The following is a 24828-nucleotide window of genomic DNA, read 5'->3' as shown; positions in this document are numbered from 1 at the left end:
ATGAAACTGATCGTCATCGGCCACGGGATGGTCGGCCACAAGCTGCTCGAATGCCTCGCCGCGCAAGCGGACGCGGCCGGCACGCTGCAGGTCACGGTGCTCGGCGAGGAGCCGCGCCCGGCGTACGACCGCGTGCACCTGTCGGAATTCTTCGCGGGCAAGTCGGCCGACGACCTGTCGCTGGTCGAGCCCGGCTTCTTCGAACGGCATCGGCAGTTCGACCTGCGGCTGAACGCGCGCGTCGCGTCGATCGACCGCGACGCGCATACGGTCACGCTCGCATCCGGCGCAACGCTCGCGTACGACAAGCTGGTGCTCGCGACCGGCTCGCGGCCGTTCGTGCCGCCGGTGCCCGGCCACGAGCGTGACGGCTGCTTCGTGTACCGGACCATCGAGGATCTCGAAGCGATGCAGGCGCGCGGCGCGCACGCGACGCGCGGCGTGGTGGTCGGCGGCGGGCTGCTCGGCCTCGAATGCGCGAAGGCGCTGCGCGACATGGGGCTCGACACGCACGTCGTCGAATTCGCGCCGCGGCTGATGGCGGTCCAGGTCGACGACGGCGGCGGCCGGATGCTGCGCGCGAAGATCGAGTCGCTCGGCGTGACCGTGCATACGGGCAAGAACACGCTGGAGATCGTCGAGGGCGAGCAGCACGCGCACCGGATGGCGTTCGCCGACGGCTCGCATCTCGATGCCGACATGATCGTGTTCTCGGCCGGCATCCGCGCGCGCGACGAACTCGCGCGCGCATGCGGCCTCGACATCGGCCCGCGCGGCGGCGTCGCGATCGACGACGCATGCCGCACGAGCGACGCCGACATCTATGCGATCGGCGAGTGCGCGGCGTGGAACGGCATGGTGTACGGCCTCGTCGCGCCCGGCTACGACATGGCGCGCGTGGTGGCGAAGCAACTGGGCGGCAAGATGACCGATGCGGCCGATGCGGCCGATGCCGCATTCGCTGGCGCCGACATGAGCACCAAGCTGAAGCTGATGGGCGTCGACGTCGCGAGCATCGGCGACGCGCACGGCGCGACGGCCGGCAGCCGCACCTACCAGTACGCGGACGAGCGCCGCCAGGTCTACAAGAAGCTGGTGGTGTCCGACTGCGGCAAGTTCCTGCACGGCGCGGTGATGGTGGGCGATGCGACCGAATACGGCACGCTGCTGCAGATGATGCTGAACCGCATCGAGCTGCCGGCGCAGCCCGAGTTCCTGATCCTGCCGTCGTCGGACGGCGCGGCGAAGCCCGCGCTCGGCGTCGACGGGCTGCCGGACGGCGCGCAGATCTGCTCGTGCAACAACGTGTCGAAGTCGCAGATCTGCGCGGCGGTGGCCGACGGCGCGACGAGCCTCGGCGCGCTGAAGTCGTGCACGGGTGCGGGCACGTCGTGCGGCGGCTGCGTGCCGCTCGTCACGCAGATCATGAAGGCCGAGATGAAGAAGCAGGGCCTCGCGGTCAACAACCATCTGTGCGAGCACTTCGCGCATTCGCGCCAGGAGCTGTTCCATCTGATCCGCGTCGAGCGCATCACGACGTTCGACGAACTGCTGCACAAGCACGGTCGCGGCCTCGGCTGCGACGTGTGCAAGCCGGCCGTCGCCGGCATCCTCGCATCGTGCTTCAACGAGTTCGTGCTGAAGAAGGAGCATGCCGGGCTGCAAGACTCGAACGACTACTACCTCGCGAACATCCAGCGCGACGGCACGTACTCGGTCGTGCCGCGCATGGCGGGCGGCGAGGTGACGCCGGAAGGGCTGATCGCCGTCGGCCAGGTCGCGAAGAAGTACGGCCTGTACACCAAGATCACCGGCGGCCAGCGCGTCGACCTGTTCGGCGCGCGCGTCGAACAGCTGCCGTCGATCTGGGAGGAGCTGATCGCGGCCGGCTTCGAATCGGGCCACGCCTATGGCAAGGCGGTGCGCACGGTGAAGTCGTGCGTCGGCTCGACGTGGTGCCGCTACGGCGTCGACGATTCGGTCGGCCTCGCGATCGACATCGAAAACCGCTACAAGGGCCTGCGCGCGCCGCACAAGATCAAGTTCGGCGTATCGGGCTGCACGCGCGAATGCGCGGAAGCGCAGGGCAAGGACGTCGGCATTATCGCGACCGAGAAGGGCTGGAACCTGTACGTATGCGGCAACGGTGGGATGAAGCCGCGCCATGCCGAGCTGCTCGCCTCCGACCTCGATCGCGCCACGCTGATCCGCTACATCGACCGCTTCCTGATGTTCTACGTGCGCACCGCCGACCGGCTGCAGCGCACCAGCGTGTGGCGCGACAACCTCGAAGGCGGGCTCGACTACCTGATCGATGTGGTCGTGCACGACCGGCTCGGGATCGCGGCCGAGCTCGAGGCCGACATGCAGCACGTGGTCGACACCTACGAATGCGAATGGAAGAAGGCCGTCACCGATCCCGAGACGCGCAAGCGCTTCCGCCACTTCGTGAACAGCGATGCGCCCGACACGACCATCGCGTTCGTCGAGACGCGCGGCCAGATCCGCCCCGCGACGCCCGACGAGCGCCCCGGCGGCAAGCCGGTCGCGATCCCGGTCGTCGCGGAACCCGCCACCGCCTGAGCTGGCCGACGCCAGCGCCTCATTCAAGGAGCCCATCATGAACGATCGTCTTCCGCTGTCCTGGACCCGCGTATGCCCGCTCGACGACATCGTGCCGAACACGGGCGTATGCGCGCTCGTCAACGGCGAGCAGGTCGCCGTGTTCCACGTCGCGCACGCCGAAGCCGGCGGCGTGTTCGCGATCGACAACGTCGATCCGGTGTCGCAGGCCGCGGTGATGTCGCGCGGGTTGATCGGCAGCCTAGGCGAGCGCATCGTCGTCGCGTCGCCGTTGTACAAGCAGCATTTCGATCTGCGGACCGGCGAATGCCTCGAAGCACCCGACAAATCGGTGAGCGCCTATCCGTCGCGGGTCGAGGACGGTTTCGTGTGGATCGCCGCCTGAACGTCACGGAGCACGCATGAGCGCCACCCCCGTCAAGAGCGTGTGCCCGTACTGCGGCGTCGGCTGCGGCATGGTGCTGCACGTCGAGGATGACGAAGTCGTCAAGGTGTCCGGCGACTCCGAGCATCCGACCAACTTCGGGCGGCTGTGCACGAAGGGCTCGTCCGCGCACGTCGCGCTGCGCCGCTCCGGGCGGCTCGATCGCGCGTTCGTGCGGCGCGCCCGCGAGGACGACCTCGTCCCGTTGCCGGCCCGCGACGCGATCGCCGAGACGGCGCGCCGGCTGCGCGCGGTGCTCGACGCGCACGGGCCGGACGCGCTGTCATTCTATGTGTCGGGGCAGATGTCGATCGAGGCGCAGTACCTCGTGAACAAGCTCGCGAAGGGCTTCGTCGGCACCAACAACATCGAGTCGAACTCGCGGCTGTGCATGGCGAGCGCGAGCACCGGCTACAAGCAGTCGCTGGGCGCGGACGGTCCGCCCGGTTCGTACCAGGATTTCGATCGCGCGAACCTGTTCTTTGTGATCGGCGCGAACATGGCCGACTGCCATCCGATCCTGTTCCTGCGGATGATGGATCGCGTGAAGGCCGGCGCGAAGCTGATCGTCGTTGATCCGCGCCGCACCGGCACGGCCGACAAGGCCGACCTGTTCCTGCAGATCCGGCCCGGCACCGATCTCGCGCTGCTCAACGGGCTGCTGCATCTGCTGCACGCGAACGGCCGCACCGACGCCGCGTTCATCGACGCGCATACCGAGGGCTGGGACGCGATGCCCGCGTTCCTCGCCGACTACACGCCGGAGTGCGTCGCCGAGATCACCGGCCTTGCGCCGGACGACCTCCGCACGGCCGCGCAGTGGATCGGCGATGCGCCGGAATGGACGAGCTGCTGGACGATGGGGCTCAACCAGAGCACGCACGGCGTGTGGAACACCAATGCGATCTGCAACCTGCATCTCGCGACCGGCACGATCTGCCGGCCCGGCAGCGGGCCGTTCTCGCTGACCGGCCAGCCGAACGCGATGGGCGGCCGCGAGATGGGCTACATGGGCGCCGGCCTGCCGGGCCAGCGCTCGGTGGCGTCCGACGACGACCGCCGGTTCGTCGAAAACCTGTGGCGCGTGCCGGCCGGCACGCTGCGCCAGGAGACCGGCAGCGGCACGGTCGACCTGTTCGAGCGGATGGCGGCCGGCGACATCAAGGCGTGCTGGATCATCTGCACGAACCCGGTCGCGACGGTGCCGAACCGGCAGAACGTGATCGCGGGGCTGCAGGCGGCGGAGCTGGTGATCGCGCAGGACGCGTTCCTCGACACCGAAACCAACCGTTATGCGGACATCCTGCTGCCCGGCGCGCTGTGGGCCGAGGGCGACGGCGTGATGGTCAACTCCGAGCGCAACCTGACGCTGATGCGCGCGGCGGTGGCGCCGCCGGGCGACGCGCTGCCGGACTGGCGCATCGTCGCGGAAGTCGCGCGCGCGATGGGCTTCGGCGCTGCATTCGACTATGCGTCGGCGGCCGACGTGTTCGACGAGATCGTGCGGTTCTCGAACCCGGCGACCGGCTACGACCTGCGCGGCGCGAGCCATGCGGCGCTGCGCGACGGGCCGGTGCAATGGCCGGTTGCGCCGGGCGCCGCGCGCGAGCGGCATCCGATCCGCTATCTGAACGACGGCGTGAGCCAGACGCTGCGGCCGGCGGCCGACGGCGGCGCCGCGCCGCGCATCGCGTTCCCGACGCCGTCGGGCCGCGCGCGCTTCTTCGCGCGGCCGCACGTCGCGCCGGCCGAGCTGCCCGACGCTACCTTCCCGATCGTGCTGAACACCGGCCGCCTGCAGCATCAGTGGCACACGATGACGAAGACGGGCAAGGTCGCGATGCTGAACAAGCTGAACCCGCGTCCGTTCGTCGAACTTCATCCGGACGATGCGCGCGCGCTCGGCATCGCCGCGAAGGACAGCGTCGAGATTCGCTCGGCCCGCGGCCGCGCGGTGCTGCCGGCCGTCGTGACCGAACGCGTGCTGCGCGGCAACTGCTTCGCGCCGATGCACTGGAACGACGTGTACGGCGACGAGCTGTGCATCAACGCGGTGACGAACGACGCGATCGACGCGGAATCGCAGCAACCCGAACTGAAATACTGCGCGGTCGCATTGACGCGCGCGGACACGAACGCGTTCGCGCCCGCCGACGACGACACGGCGCGACCCGATGCGGCCGCAGCCGATGCCGCCCACGCCGCCGCAGCAGCCGATGCTCAGGCTGCGCCGGGATCGCTCGCGGCTTCACAGGAATCCGACATGGCAGACCTCGACACTTTCGCGGCGGCGCTCGGCGTGGCCGATCTCGCGCCGCCGCCGCTCTCCGACGCGGAGCGCCTGTACGTGGCCGGCCTCGTCGGCGGGCTGCGGGCGAGCGCGGGCCGCCGCGACGGCGGCGTGCCGGTGCTGCCGGCCGGCGCGCCGCTCACGCCGCCGGTGCGCTACTGGCTCGACGGGATGCTCGCGGGGCTGTTCAGCCGCTCGGCGCCCGCACCCGCGACGGAACGCGCGGCGCCCGCGCTGCCGGCCGACGCGGCCGCGCCGGGCGGCGTGCGGATCGTGCGCACGCGGCCGAAGGTGACGCTGCTGTGGGCGTCGCAGACCGGCAACATCGAATCGTTGACCGAGGATTACGCGACGCAGCTGATGAACGCCGGCTTCGAGATCCGCACCGCGTGCATGTCCGATTACCCGGTCGCGTCGCTGGCGAGCGCGCAGTATGTGCTGCTGATGACCAGCACGTTCGGCGACGGCGACGCGCCCGACAACGGCAGCGAGTTCTGGGACGCACTGCAGGCGGCCGGCGCCCCGCGCGTCGAAGGCATGCAGTTCGCGGTCCTCGCGTTCGGCGATCGCAACTACGACCAGTTTTGCGGCCACGGCCGCCGGCTCGACGCGCGGCTCGCAGAACTCGGCGCGACTCGGCTGTGTGCGCGCGTCGATTGCGACGTCGAGTTCCAGCGCGACGCGGACCAATGGCTCGAACGCGTGGTCGCGCGGATCAAGGAGGCCGACGCGGCGCTGCACGCGGTGCCGAGCGCCGGCGCGAGCGCGTCGGGGCTGCTGCCGAGCAAGGCGCATCCGGCGCCGTCGAAGCTCGTCGCGAACCTGCGGCTGAACCGGCCGGGCGCGGCGAAGGACACGCGCTACGTGTCGCTGTCGACCGAAGGCGCGAACCTCGAATACGAGGCCGGCGACGCGCTCGGCGTGTGGCCGACCAACTGCCCGGAACTGGTGGACGAGCTGCTGGCCGTCACCGCGTTGAAGGCCGACACGCCGGTGTCGGTGGCGGGCGTCGGCGACGTGCGCCTGGCCGATGCGCTGGCGCGCCACTTCGACATCACGCGCCCGCATCCGGACACGCTCGCGTTCATCGCGTCGCGCAGCGCGAACGGCGCGCTCAAGGCGCTGCTCGGCGACGATCGCAAGGCGGACCTCAAGCAGTGGTTGTGGGGACAACAGCTGGCCGATGTGCTGCACGAGTTTCCGGTCGAGCTGTCGGGCATGGAACTGGTCGGCATGCTCAAGCGCCTGCAGCCGCGGCTGTATTCGATCGCGTCGAGCCCGAGCGCGCATCGCGGCGAGATCCATCTGACGGTGTCGGCCGTGCGCTATCACAACGGCCGGCGCGCGCGTAAAGGCGTCGCGTCGACGTTCCTCGCCGATCGCGCGGACGACGGCCGCGTGCCCGTGTTCGTGCAGAAGTCCGCGCATTTCCGGCCTCCGGTCAACGGCGACGTGCCGGTCGTGATGGTCGGCCCCGGCACCGGCGTCGCGCCGTTCCGCGGCTTCCTGCACGAGCGGCAGGCGCGCGGCGCGCGCGGGCGCAACTGGCTGTTCTTCGGCGAGCAGCACGCGCAGACCGACTTCTATTACGGCGACGAGCTGAGCGCGATGCGCGACAGCGGCTTCCTCACGCGGCTCGATCTGGCGTTCTCGCGCGACCAGGCCGACAAGATCTACGTGCAGGACCGGATGCGCGAACACGGCGCGGAGCTGTACAGCTGGCTCGAGGACGGCGCGCATTTCTACGTGTGCGGCGACGCCGCCCGGATGGCCAAGGACGTCGATACCGCGCTGAAGGCAGTGGTGGCCGAACACGGCGGAATGTCGGACGAAGCCGCGAACGACTACGTCGCGCGGCTCGCGAAGGCGCGGCGCTACGTGCGGGACGTGTATTGAGCGGGTGGGGCGGCCGTCGCGCTTCTCCATCCGCGGCGGCCACGTCGAGCGCCGTCGGTCATGCGAGCCGCTTCGACGTGACCGTCGGCGTCGGCCGCCTGCGCTGAAGGGTGCGCCGGCTGGCGCCGAATACGCGCTGCGTCGTGCCGAGCGCTTCGCGCCCCGTTTTCCGCCGGCCGCGTCGCCGCACCGACGCCGCTCGCGGACCCAGCCGCCGGCAAGAATCTCCCGCCGCACACCCCTCCCGGTATTCTCCTGATGAAAACCCCCGCCGCTTCCCGGTATGATTCGCAGCGCGCATTCTTTTTACGGATTTTTGATGCGCGCGGCGTGTCCAACCCGCCCGACGCCAAATCGAAACATTCTGTAATGTAAATTCCGTATACTCGTAATTTCTGACCCAGGCGTCGCCTGCCATCGTCTCAGGCGGACCGCCCATGCAGAACAACCAGCCAGATTCGTCGCCGCCCGGCCGTCCCGCGCCGCGACTTGCTATGCACCACCACTGAACAACCTATGTCTTCCCGCCACCCTGGGCCGCCCGGCCGTGCCGCGGCGGCGATCGCCCGTGTCTCGGCGCTGTTGCGCAACGAGCGCGTGCTGTCCCCGCTGCTCGCGCTCGGCATCGGCCTGCTGCTGATCGTGGTCTTCCAGCACCTGTCGCAATCCGTCGACTATCGGTCGGTGATCCGTCAACTGCGTCAAATGTCCGCCCGCGAATGGGGCGCGTCGCTGGCCGCGACGGCATTCAGCTATCTCGCGCTCGTCGCGCGGGACGCGGTCGGCCTGCGCTACGTCGGCGCCGCGGTGCCGCGTGCGGCGCTGTGGACCGGCGCGATCGCCGGCTCCGCGCTCGGCAATGCGACCGGCTTCGGCGCGCTGACGGGCGGCGCGGTGCGCGCGCGCGTGTACGGCGTGTCGGGCGTCACGCCCGCGCAGATCGGTCGCATGACGGTCTTCACCAGCGGCACGCTCGCGCTCGCGCTGGTGCTGATGACGGCACTCGGGATGGTCTGCGTGCCGCAGACGCTCGCCGCGATGCTGCACGTCGCGCCGGCCGTGCCGACGTGGAGCGGCGCGGCGCTGCTCGCGGCGCTGGCTGCGATGACGGCGATGTGCGGCCGCACCGCGCGACCGGTCGTCACGCGCTTCAAATGGCTGTCGTTCGACGTGCCGGCGCGGCGCGACCTCGTCGCCCAGGTCGTGTATGCGGTGCTCGACGTCGTGGCCGCGGGCCTGACGCTGTGGGTGCTGCTGCCGGCCGCGCCGGTCGGCTTCCCGACCTTCATCACCGTGTACGCGGCCGCGCTGCTGCTCGGCATGATCGGCCACACGCCGGGCGGGATCGGCGTGTTCGAGGCCGCGATGGTCTTCACGCTGGGCCGCGAAGTGCCCGCCCATGCGATGGTCGCCGCGCTGATCGCGTACCGCGCGATCTACTTCGGCGTGCCGCTCGTGCTGTCGGCCGGCCTGCTGGCCGGTTTCGAAGGCCGTGCGCTGCGCCACCGGCTCGTGTCGCGGCAGGCCGCGCGCGTGTCGCAGCTCGCGCCGCTGTTCCTGAGCCTCGTGACGTTCGCGGTCGGCGGGATGCTGGTGATCTCGAGCGCGACCCCGGCGTTCTGGCATCGGATCGCGATCCTGCGCAACATCGTGCCGCTGTGGGTGCTCGAGGGTTCGCAGGTGATCTGCAGCGTGCTGGGCGTCGCGTTGCTGTTCGTCGCGCGCGGGCTGCTGCGCCGGCTCGACGGCGCATGGTGGATGACCTTCGCGCTGACGCTCGCGAGCCTCGCGCTGTCGCTCGCGAAGGGGCTCGCCTTCGTCGAAGCCGGCGTGCTCGGCACGCTGCTCGTGCTGCTGCTCGTGAGCCGCCGCCGCTTCAACCGGCATTCGTCGCTGCTGGCCGAACGCTTCACGGTGAGCTGGTTCGTGTCGGTGACGATGGTGCTGATCCTCGCCGTGTGGGTGCTGTGCTTCGCGTTCCGCGACGTGCCGTACACGCGCGACCTGTGGTCGCATTTCTCGTTCGACGCGCGCGCGCCGCGCGCGTTGCGGGCGACGCTCGCGGCCGGCGTGTTCGTCGCGATGTTCGCGTTGTGGCAATTGCTGAGGCCGGCGCCCGGCCGTTTCGTGAAGCCGGCCGCGCAGGACCTGCTCGACGCCGAGCAGATCATCCGCGCGCAGGAATGCAGCGACGCGGGCCTCGCGCTGATGGGCGACAAGTCGTTCCTGTTCTCCGAGTCGCGCCGCGCGTTCCTGATGTATGCGAAGAACGGCCGCACCTGGGCCGCGCTGCACGACCCGGTCGGGCCGCGCGAGGAATGGCCGGCGCTGATCAGCAAGTTCATCGCGCTCGCACACGCGCACAGCGGCCGCGCCGCGTTCTACCAGGTGCGCGCCAACGCGCTGCCGCTGTATCTCGACGCGGGCCTCACGCTGATGAAGCTCGGCGAGGAAGCACACATCGCGCTCGACCGGTTCGACCTGAAGGGCTCGAACCGCTCGCACCTGCGCTATGCGCTGCGCCGCGGCGAGAAGGACGCGCTGTCGGTCGAGGTGATCGCGCCGCACGACGTGCCTGCCGCGCTGCCGGCGCTGCGCGACATCTCCGACGGCTGGCTCGACAGCCGCGACGCACGCGAGAAGAGCTTCTCGGTGGCCGCGTTCCACGACGGCTATCTGGCCACGCAGTCGGTGATGCTGGTGCGCCAGGCCGACAAGCCGATCGCATTCGTCACGTTCATGACGACCGACCTCAACACCGAGGCGACCGTCGGCGTGATGCGCCATCTGCCGGAGGCGTCGCCGTATGCGATGGAGTATCTGTTTACGCAGCTCGCGCTGCATCTGAAGGAAGCGGGTTTCCTCAAGCTGAGCCTCGGCATCGCGCCGTTCTCGGGCATGGGGGCGGCGAAGATGCCGTCGCCGTGGCACCGGTTCGGACTGATGGTGTGGCGCTTCGGCGGCCGCTTCTACAACTTCCGCGGCTTGCGTGCGTTCAAGAGCAAGTTCGAGCCGCACTGGGAGCCGCGCTATCTGGCGGCCTCGGGCTCGGTCGGCGTGTTCGTCACGCTCGCGGATCTGTCCCTGCTGGCTGGAGGTCGGCGTTCATGATGTTGAAGAAGGGTATCGCGCAGACGGCAATCGTCTGCGCGGCAATGATGCTGGCCGGCGCCGCGAGCGCCGCACAACCTGTCGCGGCGAAGCCGGAAACCGTCTCCGGCGGCCGCTACGGCCCGGTGACCGTCACGAAGCCGAGCGGCCCGCTGCGCGGCTTCGTCGTGCTGTTCTCGCGCGAGCGCGGCTGGGGCGCGGCCGACCAGCAGGCGGCCGATGCGCTCGCGCAAGCGGGCGCGATGACGGTCGGCGTGGATTCGGAGCGCTACGCGGCCAATCTCGCCGCGAAGCAGGAGACCTGTCACCACCTCGACGGCGACGCCGAGGCGGTCAGCCACCAGCTCGAGCGCCTCGCGCAATCGGCACGCTATTACACGCCGATCGTCGCGGGCGTCGGGCAGGGCGGCGCGATCGCCCGGCAGATTCTGTCGATGGCGCCGGAGAACACCATCGCCGGCGTCGTGTCGGTCGAGCCGGCCGCGAAGCTCGATGCGCGCTTCAAGCCGTGCCCGCCCGATCCGACGATCGTGCGGCGCGCGATGCCGGGCTTCGTCGAAACGGCCGCCGCCGGCGACACCGCGAAGCTCGTGTCGCTCGTCACGGCCCATCTGCACGACACCAGCAGCAGCGACGAACTCGACGTCTCGGACCTGCCGCTCGTCGAGCTGCCGGCCAAGGGCGGCAGCGATCGCCTCGCGATCGTGATCTCGGGCGACGGCGGCTGGCGCGATCTCGACAAGACGATCGCCGAGGCGCTGCAGCGCGACGGCGTGTCGGTGGTCGGCATCGACAGCCTGCGCTATTTCTGGAGCGAGAAGCCGCCCGCCCAGGTGAGCCGCGACCTCGCGCGCGTGATGCGCACCTACACGGCGCGCTGGCATGCGAGCCGCGTTGCGCTGGTCGGCTACTCGTTCGGCGCGGACGTGATGCCGTTCGCCTACAACCGGCTGCCGGCCGAGCTGCGCGAGAAGGTCGCGGTGATGGCGTTGCTCGGCTTCGCGCCGGCCGCGGATTTCCAGATCCGCGTGACGGGCTGGCTCGGGATGCCGGCGAGCGACAAGGCGCTGAAGGTCGCGCCGGAAATCGCGAAGGTGCCGCCGCAGCTCGTGCAGTGCTTCTACGGCGCCGAAGAGAAGGACACGATGTGCCCGGCGCTCGTCAATACCGGCGCCGACGTGATCAAGACCGGCGGCGATCATCACTTCGGCCACGACTACATCGCGCTCGAGAAGAAGATCCTCGGCGGGTTCGGCAAGCCGGTGCCGGCGCGCTGATCGGCGGCGCCCGCGTCGCGGCGGGCGCGGCACGCAGGATGAGCGGAACGGGCGGCCTGAGGGTCGCCCGTTTTCATTGGTGGGCGGGGTGGCCGCCGTGCTCACGCGTCGAGGGAGCGAAGGGCTTGCACCGCACCGCACCGCGTACGTGCGCCGCCTGCACTGCGTGCGCGTGACGCTCAGCCGGCCTTGCGCACCGACGGTTCGGCGACGAGCTCGCCGAGCACGCGAATCGCGCGCTCGATGTCGCTGCTCCACGGATGGCCGAAATTCACGCGCACGCAGCGCTCGAAGCCGTGCGCGGCCGAGAACAGCGGCCCCGGCGCGAAGCTGATGCCGCGCGCGATCGCCTGCCGATGCAGCTCCATCGCGTCGATCGCGTCGGGAAACGACAGCCACAGAAAATAGCCGCCGTCGGGCCGCGTCCATTCGACGCCGGCCGGCAGCCAGCGCCGCAGTGCATCGTCCATGCGCGCGAGCTGCGCGTGCAGCGCGCCGCGCAGCTTGCGCAGATGACGATCGTAGCCGCCGTGCTCCAGATAGTTCGCGATGCCGGCCTGCGCCGGAATGCTGGCCGACAGCGTGGTCATCAGCTTGAGCCGCTGCACCCGTTGCGCGAAGCGGCCGGCCGCGGCCCAGCCGATCCGGTAGCCGGGCGCGAGCGTCTTCGAGAACGAGCTGCAATGCATCACGAGGCCGTGCCGGTCGAACGCACGCGCGGGCAGCGGATAGTCGGGGCCGAAATGCAGCTCGCCGTACACGTCGTCTTCGATCAGCGGCACGTCGCGCGCGGCGAGCATGTCGACCAGCGCGCGCTTTTTGTCTGCTGAAAGCGTGACGCCGGTCGGGTTCTGGAAATTGGTCATGAACCAGCACGCGCGGATGTCGTGCTGGGCGAGCGCGTTCGCGAGCGCGTCGAGATCGAGGCCCGTGCGCGGATCGACCGGAATCTCGACCGCGCGCAGGTCAAGCCGCTCGATCGCCTGCAGCGCCGCATAGAAGCCGGGCGATTCGACGGCCACCACGTCGCCGGGCCGCGTGACGGCCATCAGGCACAGGTTCAGCGCCTCGAGCGCGCCGTTCGTGACGACGATCTCGTCGACGGGCTGCGCGATGCCGGTCGCGAGATAGCGCCGCGCGATTTGCCGGCGCAACGCCTCGTTGCCGGGCGGCAGATCGACGACCGTGCTCCACGGACTCACGAGCCGCGTGGCCTGCGCCAGCGACTTCGCGAGGCGCGGCAGCGGGAACAGTTGCGGCGACGGAAACGCGGAGCCGAGCGGCACGATGCCGGGCTGCGTCGCGGCGTCGAGCACCGAGAACACCAGATCGCTGATATCGACCTTGCGCGTGGCGCCCGCGCGCTGCGCGCCGTCTTGCGCGGGCGGCTGCGCTGCGGCGGCCGCACCGGGCGCGACGTAATAACCGGAACGTTCACGCGCGCGAATCAAGCCCCACTGCTCGAGCAGGTAATACGCGCGGAACACCGTCGACTGGCTCACGCCGTGCTGCGCGATGATCTGGCGCAGCGACGGCAGGCGCGTGCCGGCCGCGAGGTTGCCGTCGCGGATTTCGTCGGCGATCGTATGGGCGAGGGTTTCGTAGCGTTTCATCGGTACGGGCGCGGGCAGGGTGTCGCCGTGCAGGTGCGCCGACGCGGCGCGGCATCGGCGCGCCATTGTCCGATGCGCGGCCGGAAAAGGAAAGCGCGCGCGCAGCCGCGTCCGTCGCTCCCGCGAAGCCCGACTGCACACCGCTTGCGTACGGCTTGTTCCGATTGCATACGCATTGTTTTTATGGTCTTGTGGCACGATAGGCATCGACTCTAAAAAGGACAGTCGGATGCATTCGGGGAACGCGGGCGGGGACCGATTGATCAGGGGAATCGGCGTGGGTCAGCACGTGCGTCTGCACGCGAGCCGGGTCGTGTGCCGGCTGTTCGTCACGGCGCTGCTGTGCGTGCCGGGCGCTCGCGCATCCGCGGCCTCGGCCGAAGCGGCCGGCGACAACGTGCTGCGTGTGCTCGCGTGGCCGGGCTATGCCGACAACGATGTCGTCAGTGCCTTCGAGACGCAATTCCATGCGCGCGTCGAAGTGACCTTCGTCGATTCGGACGAGGCGCTGTGGAGCCGCATGCACAGCGCGTCGCCGCCGCCGTACGACGTGCTGGCGGCGAACACCGCCGAGATCCAGCGTTACGTGCGCGACGGCCTGCTCGCGCCGATCGAGCTTTCGCAGATCCCGAACCGCCGGCGGCAACTGCCGAATTTCCAGCAGCTCGACACGATCGGCGGCCTCGTCAGCAACGGCTTCGCTTATGCGATTCCGTTCACCTATTCGTCGATGGGCCTGATCTACGACCGCAAGCAGGTGCCGGTCGCGCCGCACTCGATGCTGGCGCTGTGGGACGCGCGTTACCGTGGCAAGGTGCTCGATTTCAACAGCGCGCAGCACAATTTTTCGTTCGCCGCACTTGCCCTTGGCTATCCCGAGCCGTTTCGCCTGACGCCCGCCCAAACGCTTGCCGTCGCACGCAAGCTGGTCGACCTGCGGCGCAACCTGCTCACCTACTACACGCTGCCCGAAGAAGCGACCGCGCTGTTCGTCGCGCATCGTGCGGCGCTGATGTTCGGCAACTACGGGACGCAGCAGGTCGAGCAGCTGCGTCGCGCGGGCGCGGACGTCGGCTACGTGATTCCGGACGAAGGCGCGCTCGCCTGGCTCGATTGCTGGGGCGTCACGCGCGGCGCGCAGCATCGCGCGCTCGCGTTCGCCTGGATCAACTACATGCTGGAGCCGGCGGTCGGCACGCTGCTGACCGAGCGCCAGGGGCTCGCCAACACGCTGCAGCCGACGCCCGGTCTCGACGCCGGGCACCAGCATCTGGTGTGGCTGCAGCCGGTGGAGGACATCGCGCGGCGCGAGGCATTGTGGAGCCGCATCGTGTCGGGCGATCGCCCGGAGCGGTTCGACAAATGATCAGGCTCGGGCTCACGTCGAAGCTGTCGGTGCTGTTCGCGTGCATCGGCGTGATCGCGGCCGGCACGACCGGCTACTACGCCTATCGCGCGAACCGGACGATGCTCGTGCTCGAGGCGCAGCACAGCCTGCTGATGTCGACGCACCTGCTCGGGAAGCGCTTCACGACCGCGCTGTCCGACGTCGCCGACGATGCGCTCGTGCTCGCGCAGCTGCCTTCGTCCGCGCGCGTCGCGCTCGGCACGGACCCCGACCGCGCGCCGCGCACGCGGCTCGAGCAGGTGTACGTCAGTTTCATGCGCAACCATCCCGAGTATCTGCAGATCCGGCTGATCGCGCGCGCGGATTTCGGGCTCGAGCGGCTTCGCGTCGACCGCGACGCGCACGGCGTGGTCGTGTTGCCGGAGACGATGTTTCAGGAGAAGGGCCAGTTTTCATACGTCTTCGACACGCTCGCGACGGCGCCCGGCCACATTTACCTGTCGCCGATCGGCATCGATCACGAGAACGGTTCGCACGAAGCGGAAGGGTTGCCGATGCTGCGGGTGGGCACGCCGGTGGTCGACTTGCACGGCCGGATCGTCGGCGCGCTGGTGATCGACGTCGAGCTGTCGCGCATGTTCGAACGGCTGGAGCGCGACCTGCCGCAGGACTATGCGGTGTACATGGCGAACGAGTGGGGCGACTTCATCGTGCATCCCGATCCGTCGCAGACCTTCGGCTTCGATCGCGGCCGGCGCGTGCTGATGCAGGACAGCTTTCCGGCCACGCGGCTGCTGTTCGGCGGGGTGCGCACGAACGTGACGCTCGACGGGCTCGCCGAGCCCGACACGCTGCCGGGCGAGATGGCGGCGTTCGTGCGCACGCCGTTCGGCAACGCCGAAGGCAACCGCTTCGTCGTGCTGGGCGCCTCGCGCCCGCTCGCCGACGTGCTGACGCCGGCCGGGATTCTCGGCGAGCGGATCGTCCGGATGGTGCTGCTGATGAGCGTCGCGGCGGTGATTCTCGCGATCCTGTTCGCGCGCGCGATCACGCGGCCGCTGCAGATGCTCGCGCGCGCGGCGACCCACGTGTTCGACGAGCGGGCCACCGAGCGGCTGCCCGTCGCGCGCGCCGACGAGATCGGCGTGCTCGCGCGCTGCTTCGACAGCATGCGCGTCGAGATCCGCACGCAGGTTGCGATGTTGCGCGCGAAGCAGCAGGAGCTCGCGCATCTGGCCGGTCACGATCCGTTGACCGGACTGCCGAACCGCCTGTTGTTCATGGAGCGCCTCGAGGAGGCGATCGGGCACGCGGCCGCGACGCGCGACGGGCTCGCGGTGATGTTCGTCGATCTCGACCGCTTCAAGCAGATCAACGACCAGCACGGGCACGCGGCCGGCGACCGCGCGCTCGTCGCCGTCGCGACGCGGCTGACTCAGGTGCTGCGCACCGGCGACATGGCGGCGCGGCTCGGCGGCGACGAATTCATCGTGCTGATCGCCGACGTGCGCTCGCCGACGGTCATCGACGAGATCGCGTCGCGTATCCAGATCGTGATGGCGCAGGAGATGAAGTTCGGCGACCGGCAACTGGCGGTGGGCGCGAGCATCGGCGTCAGCGAGTATCCGGCCGACGGCACATCGGCCGAGGAACTGCTGGTGAAGGCCGACGCGGCGATGTACGCGGCGAAGGCGTCGGCGCAGAGCGCATGCGTGCGGTATCAGACCTTGCTGGGCAGCGGAGGCGCCGCCGACGGCGCGCAGCGCGCGGCGGCCGAGGACGGCTGCTGAGCGCGGTCCCCGGGCAGTGGAAGCCCGACGATGAAACGGCGCGAGCCCGTCTCGCGACGGGCTCGCCGGATCTGCGTCGGCCGCGCGATGCGCGCGGCGGCACGCTTAGTGGCCGAAATAGACCGAGTCGTGTGCCGGGCGCACCTTGACTGCCGCCGGTGCGCCGCCTTCGACTACCGCAGCCGGCTGTGCGCCGTAGCCGCTGTCGTCGACCGCATGTACGCGGGCTTGCGCGGCCTGGATGTCGGCAGGATAGTGCGGGCTCGACTGGCTCGGCGTGTAGCCTGCGTGTTCGAGTTGAACCAGTTCGTTGCGCAACTGCGCACGGGTGACGGTGCTTTGCGCGTATGCGCCGACCGAAGCGGACAGGGCGACAGCGGCAACGACTGCGGAAACGAGCGACTTCATGATGACCTCCGATGTTCTATTGAGTTCGCCGGCGACACCGTGTCGTGAGCGATTGATTACATCGTAGGCGTCGGAAGATTCAGGGTAAACGCGGGTTTCGACGAAAGATTCTTTTGGTGAGGGCAATAATCGCGGGCGCAAACGAAGGCGAAACGGGATTCGTCCCCGCATGCATCCCACGCGGGTCGACGGTGGACGGCGGAGGCCAGCGGCCCGTTTCAGACGCCGTCCGCGTCGTCGATTTCCTTGCGCTCGCGGCGTTCCTCGTTGCCGCGGCGCGCGCGCAGACGCTGGCGCGACAGGACCGCGATCACCTGCTGGGTCGGCGCGTCCGACGGCAGTTCGTTGCGGATGCGATCGGGCACCATCGGCAAGCCCGCGCGCTGCCGGCGCAGTGCCTTCGCGATCGCGCGGCGACACTCGTCGCCGTGGCAATCCCATTCATCGCGGATTCGGTGGCAGTAACGGCATGGTTCCATGCCGGACAGTCTAACGCGTGTTGCGGATCGAGGCCGGATGGCGGCAGCGGCGGCGGTGCGGCAATCCGGATACCGCGCGTGCGGCGATCCAATGAACCGCGCGGCGCGCGGCGGCCGTCATTTTCCGTCGACGCGCGCGCGATCGGCATGAGCCACCGGCGCAGCGGCAGGCCGCAGCACGGCCGATTTCCAGATCATCTGCGCGGCGGCGGCCAGCACGAACAGCAGGACGACCGTGCGAAACACGCGCGGCGACATCCTGTCGCGCAGCGGCCGGACGAGCCACATGCCGGCGATCGCGGGGACGCTGGCCGCGGCCGAAATCGCGAGGTCCGCGCCGCTCGCATGCGCGGCGCCGCTGAACGTCGTGATCAGCGTGACGATCGACACGACGAGGATGATCGCGATCTGCTTCGTGAACGCTCGGCCGGTCGCGCCCGCCGAAATGAGGTACGTGGCGAGCAGCGGGCCGGGCACCGATGCGATGCTCTCCATCAGCGCGGCGCCGAAACCCAGCACGAAGCCGACCGGCCGTTGCCATGCGGGCGGCAGCGTCAGCTTCGGCGCGCTCAGCATCAGCGCGGCGGCGACGATCAGCAGCAGGCCCGATGCGGCCTGCGCGTGACGCGCGTTCATCGCCAGCAGGATGACGACGCCGACGATGTTGCCGAGTACCGTGCCGACGATCGGCGCGGCGATCTTGCGCGCGGTGGCCAGCAGTTGGCCGCCTTCCAGCGCCTGCGGGATGTTGCCCAGAATGATCGGCATCGACAGCAGCAGCACCGCATCGCGAATCGGCAGGAACTGGCTGAGGATCGGCATCGCCACCAGCGGCACGCCGATGCCCGTGATGCCCTTGACCATGCCGCCCAGCAGCAGCGCAACCGCGATGCCGGCCAGATCGGGCAGCGAGAGCCCGTGCAGGGCGGATACCAGCACACCTTCAGTCAGATTCATGTCGATTGCCGACGCGTGCGCGCGTGCACGCGGTTGTCGTGTTGTCGGGTTGTCGGATCGAGCCGGGCCGTGCTGTTGCAGCGCGCGGCCCGATGCGACGCCGCATGTTACCCGAGCCGCGCCGGCATCGCGCACATGCTGCAGCGCCGCTTCGGTCCGGTTCATGTAAATCGACCGTATCATGCAGACGGTTCACGCATCGAAACAAGGAAACCAGATGACGCTTGCGCAGTTGCAGGCGCTGGCTACCGTCGTCGAACTCGGTTCGCTGACGGCAGCGGCCGAGCGGCTCAGCCGCAGTCAGTCCGCGATCAGCCACGCGCTGACCGAGCTCGAGGACCTCACCGGCGTCAAGCTGTTGTTGCGCGACCGCCAGCCGGTCGTGCTGACCGCTTCCGGCGAACGCCTGTGGCCGTACGTGCAGAACGTCGTCCGCGACGCGCATACGCTGCGTCAGCAGTTCGCGCTGTCGCGCGGCAAGCTCGAAGGCCGGCTGGTGGTCGCGTCGCTGCCGAGCGTGTCGCTTGCCTTCGTCGTGCCGGCGCTGGAGGCGTTGAAAGCCGCGCACGCGGGCGTGACCGCGGTGCTGCTCGAAGGCACCGATGCGGAGGTCGAAGGCTGGATCGACGACGGGACGGCCGACATCGGCGTGGTCGCCGGCGCGAAGACGTTCCCGAACACGCTGCCGCTGCTCGACGAGGAGTTCGTCGCGGTGACGGCGCCCGACCTGTTCGAAGGCCGCCACAGCGTGTCGCCGAAGCGGCTCGCCGCGCTGCCCTTCATCTTCTCGAAAGCCGGCTGCGGGCCGGTGATCGCGGATTACTTCGCGCGCAACGGCGCGTCGCTGCGCGCGGCGTTCAACGTGGTCGAGATGCGTACGATCCTGTCGATGGCGGAAGCCGGGATGGGCGTCTCGATCGTCCCGCGCATCACGCTCACGTACTCGCGCTTCGGCGGTCGCGTGCTCGAGCTGTCGCCGCGGCTGCACCGGTCCGTGCGCTTGGCGTGGAAGGCGGCCGGCAACGCGGTCGTCGACGAATTCGTGGGGCTGGTCGACGCGCAGCGTGCCAGGACCGGGAAGACCGTCCGTACGCGGGCGAAGAAGGCGAAGTAGGGCGCCGGCCCGCGCGATGCAGACTGCTCATCAGAGGCTTGCAGTTTATTCATGCCGACGCAGGCCGACATGCACTACATTGTTCGACGTTCACCCGTCACCCGATATCGCGCAAGGAGCCCGCCGTGCCGACGCTGCCCACCCTGATTGCTTTTGGACTCGTATCGCTCGGCATGGCGCTCACGCCCGGCCCGAACATGCTGTACCTCATCTCGCGCTCGATCTGCCAGGGCCGGCGCGCCGGGCTCGTGTCGCTCGGCGGCGTCGCGCTGGGCTTCGTGTTCTACATGTTCTGCGCGGCATTCGGCATCACCGCGCTGTTGCTGACGGTGCCGTACGCGTATGACGCGCTGCGTTTCTGCGGCGCCGCATACCTGCTGTATCTCGCGTGGCAGGCGCTGCGGCCCGGCGGTCGCTCCGCGTTCGAGGTCCGGCAACTGCCGCACGACAGCGGCGCGCGACTCTTCGCAATGGGCTTCGTCACGAACCTGGCGAACCCCAAGATCGCGGCGATGTACCTATCGCTGCTGCCGCAGTTCATTTCGCCCGCATACGGCAGTGTGCTCGCGCAATCGCTGGCGCTGGGCTGCGTGCAGATCGCGGTGAGCGTCAGCATCAACGCGCTGATTGCCTGCATGGCCGGCTCGATCGCCGGCTTCCTCGCCGGCCGGCCGCTGTGGGCGCGCACGCAACGCTGGCTGATGGGCACCGTGCTGGCCGGCCTCGCCGTGCGTATCGCGGTCGAATCGCGCAACTAGCGCGCGGCACGGTGCGTGACGATCGGCATCGCGCGGATCGTCACGCCGTGCCGATGAGTCATCGCGCGCACCGCGCGACCGTCCGCAGCGTCGGCGCGAGGCCGCAGCGCCGCGCTGCGCGGCGTGCGGCCACCGGATCAATGCTCGCGGCGCTGCTTGCGCAACTCGATCGTCTCGAACAGCTCGTACTGCGGGCTCGGGTGCTGGTCCGCACCGGGCGCATGGTAGTAGCGCATCGTGATCGTCGTGTGGCCGCCGGGCTTGCCCGGATCGTGGTCGAACACCGCGATCCCGTACCCGGTGCCCGTATCGCGTCGCGCCGACCAGATCGCATCCTCGAGCGCGTCGGCGGGCTTGCGCACGAACGTGTTCGGCGCCGTGCCGGGCACCGGCCGGTTCGGTTTCGTGAAGACCTTCGCCTGCGCGTAGCCGGTCGCCGGGTTTTCTCCGTACACGTCGAGCGGCGCGCTGGTGCCGCCGCCGCCGAGGATCAGATGGATCGTGCCGGCGCTCGTGTCGAACGTGGTGCGGTCCGGTTCGGTCGGGCCGACCGGGCGCGGCTGCAGCGTTTCGACCACTTCGCCGGTCGAGGCGTCGACCCCCGCGCGGTGATTGCAGCCGCGCACCGGGTAGCTGCGCTCGTAGTCGTGATCGTGGCCGCACAGCACCAGATCGACGCCGTAGCGGTCGAACAGCGGCAGCCACGCTTCGCGGATGCCCTTGTCGGAGCCGTTGCCCGTCTTCGACGAACTCAGTGCGTCCTGATGCATCTGCACGACGATCCAGTCGATGTCGTCGTCGTGCGCCGCGTGGCGCAGCGTGTGCTCGAGCCAGCGCGTCTGCTCGCCGTTGCTGTAGCCGCGCACGTAGAACGACGTGCCCGGCTCGATCGGCGCGTGCCCGGTGCTCGCGGCCGGCACCAGCGGCGCGGGGCCGGCGACGAACGCGGCGGCATCCTGGTAGACGACGTCGTCGGCGTCGAGCGAGATGAACAGGACCGAGCTCACGCGGAAGCTGTACCAGCGGCCCGGAAAGCGCGTGCCGTTCTCGGGTAGCTGGTAGCGCGCGAGATACGAGTCGAGCCCTTGCGGGCCGTTGTTGAACTCGATCTCGTGATTGCCGGGGCACGGCATCCACGGCCGGTTCGCGGCCGACGACTGGTTGTTGTTGCCGAAGTCGCGCCATACCTCGGGCTGGTGCGCGGGGTTCAGGTTCGCGTAGCAGAGGTCGCCGTTCAGCAGGTGGAACAGCGGCTGGAATTGCTCGACGGCCTGCACCGCGAAGCGGCTCTGCGGCGACGACAGCACCCATGCGCCGTTCGGCGTCGCGAGGTCGCCGTAGCTCGTGAAGCGGAACGGCGCGCGCCCGCGCGGAGCGGTTGCGAACGTCGCGGCGAACGGCTGCGCGGCGTTGCTGTCGTTGTCGGCGGTGAGCTCGTAGCGATAGCGCGTGTTCGGCTTGAGCCCATGCACGCGCGCGTGGTAGGTGAACACCGTTTCGCCGTTCAGGCCGTCGGTGTAGATGCGTTGCACGCCGTGCACGGTGCGTGCCGGTTCGCCGTCGGCGACGATGCGTGCGCGCGGGTTGACGGCCGGCGCGAGCGACGCCCACGAGATCGCGACTTCGGAGCTCGGGTCGTTGCCCCACGTCAGATGCACCTGCTCGGGGGTGCCGTCCGGCGTCGCGGCGGCCGCGCGTGCGGCGCCGAGGCCGCTCGCCGCAGTGGCGAGGCTGGAGACGCCGGCCAGTTTCAGGAAGCCGCGACGCGACACGGAAGCGGCCGGCTCGTTCGACGCGTTCGATTCGTTCGACTCGGCGGTGAAGGTGTCCTGGTTCGACATGATCGGATTTTCGTTGGATGACACGCGCAAGGCGGAACCGTCCGGCCGTGCGCATGCACGCCCGGAGGAGCGGCCGGAAACGAGCGGGAATCCGGTGCCACGCATTGTCGAAGCGCAGTTTTGCCGCGGTGTGACAGACGACTTTCGACACGTGGACGGGATGCTTCGGATGGCAGCGTCGCGCGTGCCGGTCGCCGGAGGTTCAACGGCGGCGTCGCGATCAATTTGCCCGCTTGCAGCGTTGGACGGCGGTGCGGTCGCGTCGGTCGATTCGGTCACTTCCGCAGATGGACGGTGCTGCGACGCCTTTCATTAAGCCGTCAATTTCATTACGTTCTGGCGTGCGATGAACGGCTGCGCTCGCTTTGGCTCGGGGGCGAGCCGGAACGCGCGATAGGCGGCCAGATCGTCGTGCGAACCGACGTCTTGCGACGCCGAAGCCGGCTGCGCCGCTGACCATTTGCGGCACGACTCAGCCGCGCCGTCGCTCACGCGGACGGCCGCGATGCGGCGGGCGTCGGCGACGCGCCGGCGTCGATGCGACGGAACACGACCGACGACAGCAGCGTAACCGCGCCCATGCAGACGAACGACAGCATGAAACCGCTCGCCATCGCGCCCGATTGCCGCGCGAACAGGTTCACCAGCCCGCCGCCGATCGACACGCCGAGCGCCATCGCGAGCATCTGCATCATCGTGAACAGGCTGTTGCCGCTGCTCGCGTCGGCGTGCGACAACCCCTTGAGCGTCACCGCGTTCATCGCGGCGAACTGCATCGAGTTGGCCGCGCCGAACACGATCAGCAGCGCGATCTCCAGCGCCGGCGCCGGCCGCGCGCACACCAGCGCGAATCCGGCGATCGCCGTGCCGACGATTGCCGTGTTCACGACGAGGAATGCCGAATAGCCGAACCGTTTCGCGAGCGGCGCGATCCATCGCTTCGCGATCACGCCGGCGATCGCGGCCGGCAACATCATCGTGCCCGACTGCAGCGGCGTGTAGCCGAGCTGCACCTGCATCAGCAGCGGCAGCATGAACGGCACCGCGCTCGTGCCGATCCGGCACAGCAGGTTGCCGAGCAGCCCCGCGCCGAAATTCGGCTCGCGAAACAGGCCGAGCCGGAACAGCGGCTGCGCGCGGCGGCGCGCATGCGGCAGATAGGCGAGCGCGCTCGCCGCGCCGAGCGCGGCAAGGCCGGCGGCCCACGCGGCGCGGTGTGCGGCCATCGGCGGATCGATCGCGAGCGACAGCGCGATCATCGCGGCCGACAGCAGCGCACAGCCGGCGAAGTCGAAGCGCGGCGGCCGGGCCGCCCGATCGTGCGGCAGAAAGCGCTGCACCATGACGAAGCCGAGCATGCCGACCGGTACGTTGACGATGAACACCCAGTGCCATGAGATCGCCTGCGTGAGCCAGCCGCCGAGCGTCGGCCCGACGATCGGCCCGAGCTGCCCGGCGGTCGACACGAACGCGATCGCCGCGACGTACCGCTCGCCCGGCACGCGCCGCAACACGGCGAGCCGCCCGATCGGCAGCAGCATCGAGCCGCCGACGCCTTGCACGGCGCGTGCGAGCACGAGCTGACCGAGCGAGTGCGACGCGGCGCAGGCGACCGATGCGAGCGAGAACATCAGGATCGCGACCGAGAACACGCGTCGCGTGCCGAACCGGTCGGCGAGCCAGCCCGACGCGGGCGTGAGCATCGCCATCGTCAGCGTGTACGCGACCACGACCGGCTGCATCGCCAGCGGCGATGCGTGCAGGCTGTGCGCGATCGACGGCAGGGCGGTGTTGACGATCGTCGTGTCGAGCGACTGCATGAAGAACGCGGCGGCGACGATCCACAGCAGCGCGGCGTGTGAGGGTTCGCGGGACATGAAGGAATTGGGCGAGCGGTGGCCGGCGACGCGCAGGTTGGCGCGGCCGCGGCGGGCGCGCGTCGGCGCGTGCGCCGGTTGACGAGACCACGATGGTACCGATTCCGGACGGCGCCGGAAAGCCGCGGCGATCATGCGGTGCACATGAGCGCTGGGTGGATGCTGGTCGATCGCGCCGTGCGGTTCGCGGCATGCGCGGTGGTGGACGATCTGATCGTCACCGGCTGCCGCGCAGTTGCGGGCCTGCCGGCGTAGAGCGCACGACGTGCACGGGCGCGAGGGGGCGTCGGACGCGCAAGCCCGACCCGCAGCCTCACTTCGGCAATGCCGGATCTGCGTCGCTCCGACGGGCAGGCCTGGCACCGGATGCGTACCCGTGCATGCCGATTCGTTTCCCGCAGACTGGTTGCGTGCGCATCGTCCGCGCGATTCGTTTCCGCTTCGCCCCGAGCCATCGCCCGTTGTCACATCGATGAAACGCTTTTCCCCGACGAATGCTGCCGCGCGAGCTTGTCCTTGCGCGTTGCAGTACGAGCCACGGCCGCTGCACCGCGCCGCCGCCCGTGACTGGCCGGAAACGGATGCGTTCCTGCAACATTTCCATCGGCTGCGCTGCCGAACGACAGCCTACGCCCAACGGCGATGCTTGCGCCGCAACGGTCTGCGCCGTCTGGCACGTGCCTTGCGGTGATGCCCGTGCCGCTCGACACCGCGACAGATGGCAACGACGAATCGCGGGAGCGGCGCAAAACGACATCGAAATATCGGGGTATCGGATCGAGCCGCAGGATCGCGGCGGTTCGTGTCGGACGCAGGTTGCGTCGTATCGGCGACATGAACGGGCTGCAGGTTCGCTCCGTCAAACAGCAAGCTTGCTTGCGGGATGTCGTGCCGGGGAGGCCCGCTGCGGGTGGCGCATGGCGCTGCACGCAGCGGGTCGGCGCGCTTCGAGGAAGCTGGCGCACGCGCGCGGAAAGCGGATTCTTCACAACCGAAGCGCTGCGCTCAGCACGGAGCCGACGCGGGCCGTTACCGTTCGCGCGTATTGTGAGCGAGCCCATC

At 69.5% G+C, this 24828-nt stretch carries 15 protein-coding genes; 9 read left to right on the top strand and 6 right to left on the bottom strand.

The window, feature by feature from the left end; translation table 11 throughout:
• From nirB to MBR110_RS19095, 5 genes are all read left to right on the top strand, one after another.
• A complete protein-coding gene (gene nirB, locus MBR110_RS19115; RefSeq protein WP_181709482.1) occupies window positions 1-2583 on the top strand; it encodes a nitrite reductase large subunit NirB in 2583 nt (860 codons plus the stop codon).
• A gap of 37 nt (window positions 2584-2620) precedes the next feature.
• Window positions 2621-2968 (top strand): nitrite reductase small subunit NirD, encoded by a 348-nt coding sequence (nirD, locus tag MBR110_RS19110; RefSeq protein ID WP_014724812.1) that lies wholly within the window; start codon window positions 2621-2623, stop codon window positions 2966-2968.
• 16 nt (window positions 2969-2984) lie between these two features.
• Entirely contained in the window at window positions 2985-7193 is a 4209-nt protein-coding gene (locus MBR110_RS19105) for a bifunctional nitrate reductase/sulfite reductase flavoprotein subunit alpha (RefSeq protein ID WP_181709481.1), read from the top strand.
• Between the two features lie 516 nt (window positions 7194-7709).
• Window positions 7710-10304, top strand: coding sequence for a bifunctional lysylphosphatidylglycerol flippase/synthetase MprF (gene mprF, locus MBR110_RS19100; RefSeq protein WP_011882318.1), 2595 nt, complete (start codon window positions 7710-7712; stop codon window positions 10302-10304).
• Window positions 10301-11581, top strand: coding sequence for a virulence factor family protein (locus MBR110_RS19095; RefSeq protein ID WP_014724816.1), 1281 nt, complete (start codon window positions 10301-10303; stop codon window positions 11579-11581). The genes mprF and MBR110_RS19095 overlap by 4 nt, the downstream gene beginning before the upstream one ends.
• Window positions 11582-11760: 179 nt before the next feature.
• Here the strand turns inward: MBR110_RS19095 and MBR110_RS19090 are convergent, their stop codons facing one another.
• Complete coding sequence (locus MBR110_RS19090) at window positions 11761-13194, bottom strand: aminotransferase-like domain-containing protein (RefSeq protein WP_059738626.1); 1434 nt, start codon at window positions 13192-13194, stop codon at window positions 11761-11763.
• 229 nt (window positions 13195-13423) lie between these two features.
• Here MBR110_RS19090 and MBR110_RS19085 point away from each other — a divergent pair, with 229 nt between their 5' ends.
• Both MBR110_RS19085 and MBR110_RS19080 read left to right on the top strand, forming a co-directional pair.
• Window positions 13424-14560 carry an extracellular solute-binding protein gene (locus MBR110_RS19085; protein WP_181709480.1) on the top strand — a complete coding sequence of 379 codons (1137 nt, stop codon included), beginning with the start codon at window positions 13424-13426 and terminating at the stop codon, window positions 14558-14560.
• On the top strand, window positions 14557-16332 hold the full coding sequence (locus MBR110_RS19080) for a diguanylate cyclase domain-containing protein (RefSeq protein WP_181709479.1): 1776 nt from the start codon (window positions 14557-14559) through the stop codon (window positions 16330-16332). Before MBR110_RS19085 ends, MBR110_RS19080 begins: the two co-directional genes overlap by 4 nt.
• Before the next feature lie 105 nt (window positions 16333-16437).
• Here the strand turns inward: MBR110_RS19080 and MBR110_RS19075 are convergent, their stop codons facing one another.
• From MBR110_RS19075 to MBR110_RS19065, 3 genes are all read right to left on the bottom strand, one after another.
• Entirely contained in the window at window positions 16438-16740 is a 303-nt protein-coding gene (locus MBR110_RS19075; protein WP_011882313.1) for a DUF4148 domain-containing protein, read from the bottom strand.
• Window positions 16741-16958: 218 nt separating this feature from the next.
• Entirely contained in the window at window positions 16959-17219 is a 261-nt protein-coding gene (locus tag MBR110_RS19070; RefSeq protein ID WP_011882312.1) for a hypothetical protein, read from the bottom strand.
• 117 nt (window positions 17220-17336) lie between these two features.
• Window positions 17337-18176, bottom strand: coding sequence for a sulfite exporter TauE/SafE family protein (locus MBR110_RS19065; protein ID WP_041494124.1), 840 nt, complete (start codon window positions 18174-18176; stop codon window positions 17337-17339).
• 217 nt (window positions 18177-18393) lie between these two features.
• Here MBR110_RS19065 and MBR110_RS19060 point away from each other — a divergent pair, with 217 nt between their 5' ends.
• Together MBR110_RS19060 and MBR110_RS19055 are read left to right on the top strand one after the other, a co-directional pair.
• Window positions 18394-19290 carry a LysR family transcriptional regulator gene (locus tag MBR110_RS19060; protein ID WP_059894110.1) on the top strand — a complete coding sequence of 299 codons (897 nt, stop codon included), beginning with the start codon at window positions 18394-18396 and terminating at the stop codon, window positions 19288-19290.
• 125 nt (window positions 19291-19415) lie between these two features.
• Window positions 19416-20048, top strand: coding sequence for a LysE family translocator (locus MBR110_RS19055; RefSeq protein WP_014724823.1), 633 nt, complete (start codon window positions 19416-19418; stop codon window positions 20046-20048).
• 137 nt (window positions 20049-20185) lie between these two features.
• Here MBR110_RS19055 and MBR110_RS19050 read toward each other — a convergent pair whose 3' ends face one another.
• On the bottom strand, window positions 20186-21889 hold the full coding sequence (locus tag MBR110_RS19050; protein WP_014724824.1) for a purple acid phosphatase family protein: 1704 nt from the start codon (window positions 21887-21889) through the stop codon (window positions 20186-20188).
• A 488-nt stretch (window positions 21890-22377) separates the two neighbouring features.
• Window positions 22378-23766 carry a DHA2 family efflux MFS transporter permease subunit gene (locus MBR110_RS19045; protein WP_045578418.1) on the bottom strand — a complete coding sequence of 463 codons (1389 nt, stop codon included), beginning with the start codon at window positions 23764-23766 and terminating at the stop codon, window positions 22378-22380.
• Between the last annotated feature and the right edge of the window lie 1062 nt (window positions 23767-24828).

Origin of the sequence: Burkholderia sp. MBR-1, from assembly GCF_013822785.1 — a bacterium.
Classification (GTDB): domain Bacteria; phylum Pseudomonadota; class Gammaproteobacteria; order Burkholderiales; family Burkholderiaceae; genus Burkholderia; species Burkholderia vietnamiensis.
Note: the sequence above shows the minus strand (reverse complement) of the source record. Positions and strands in the feature narration are given on the sequence as shown.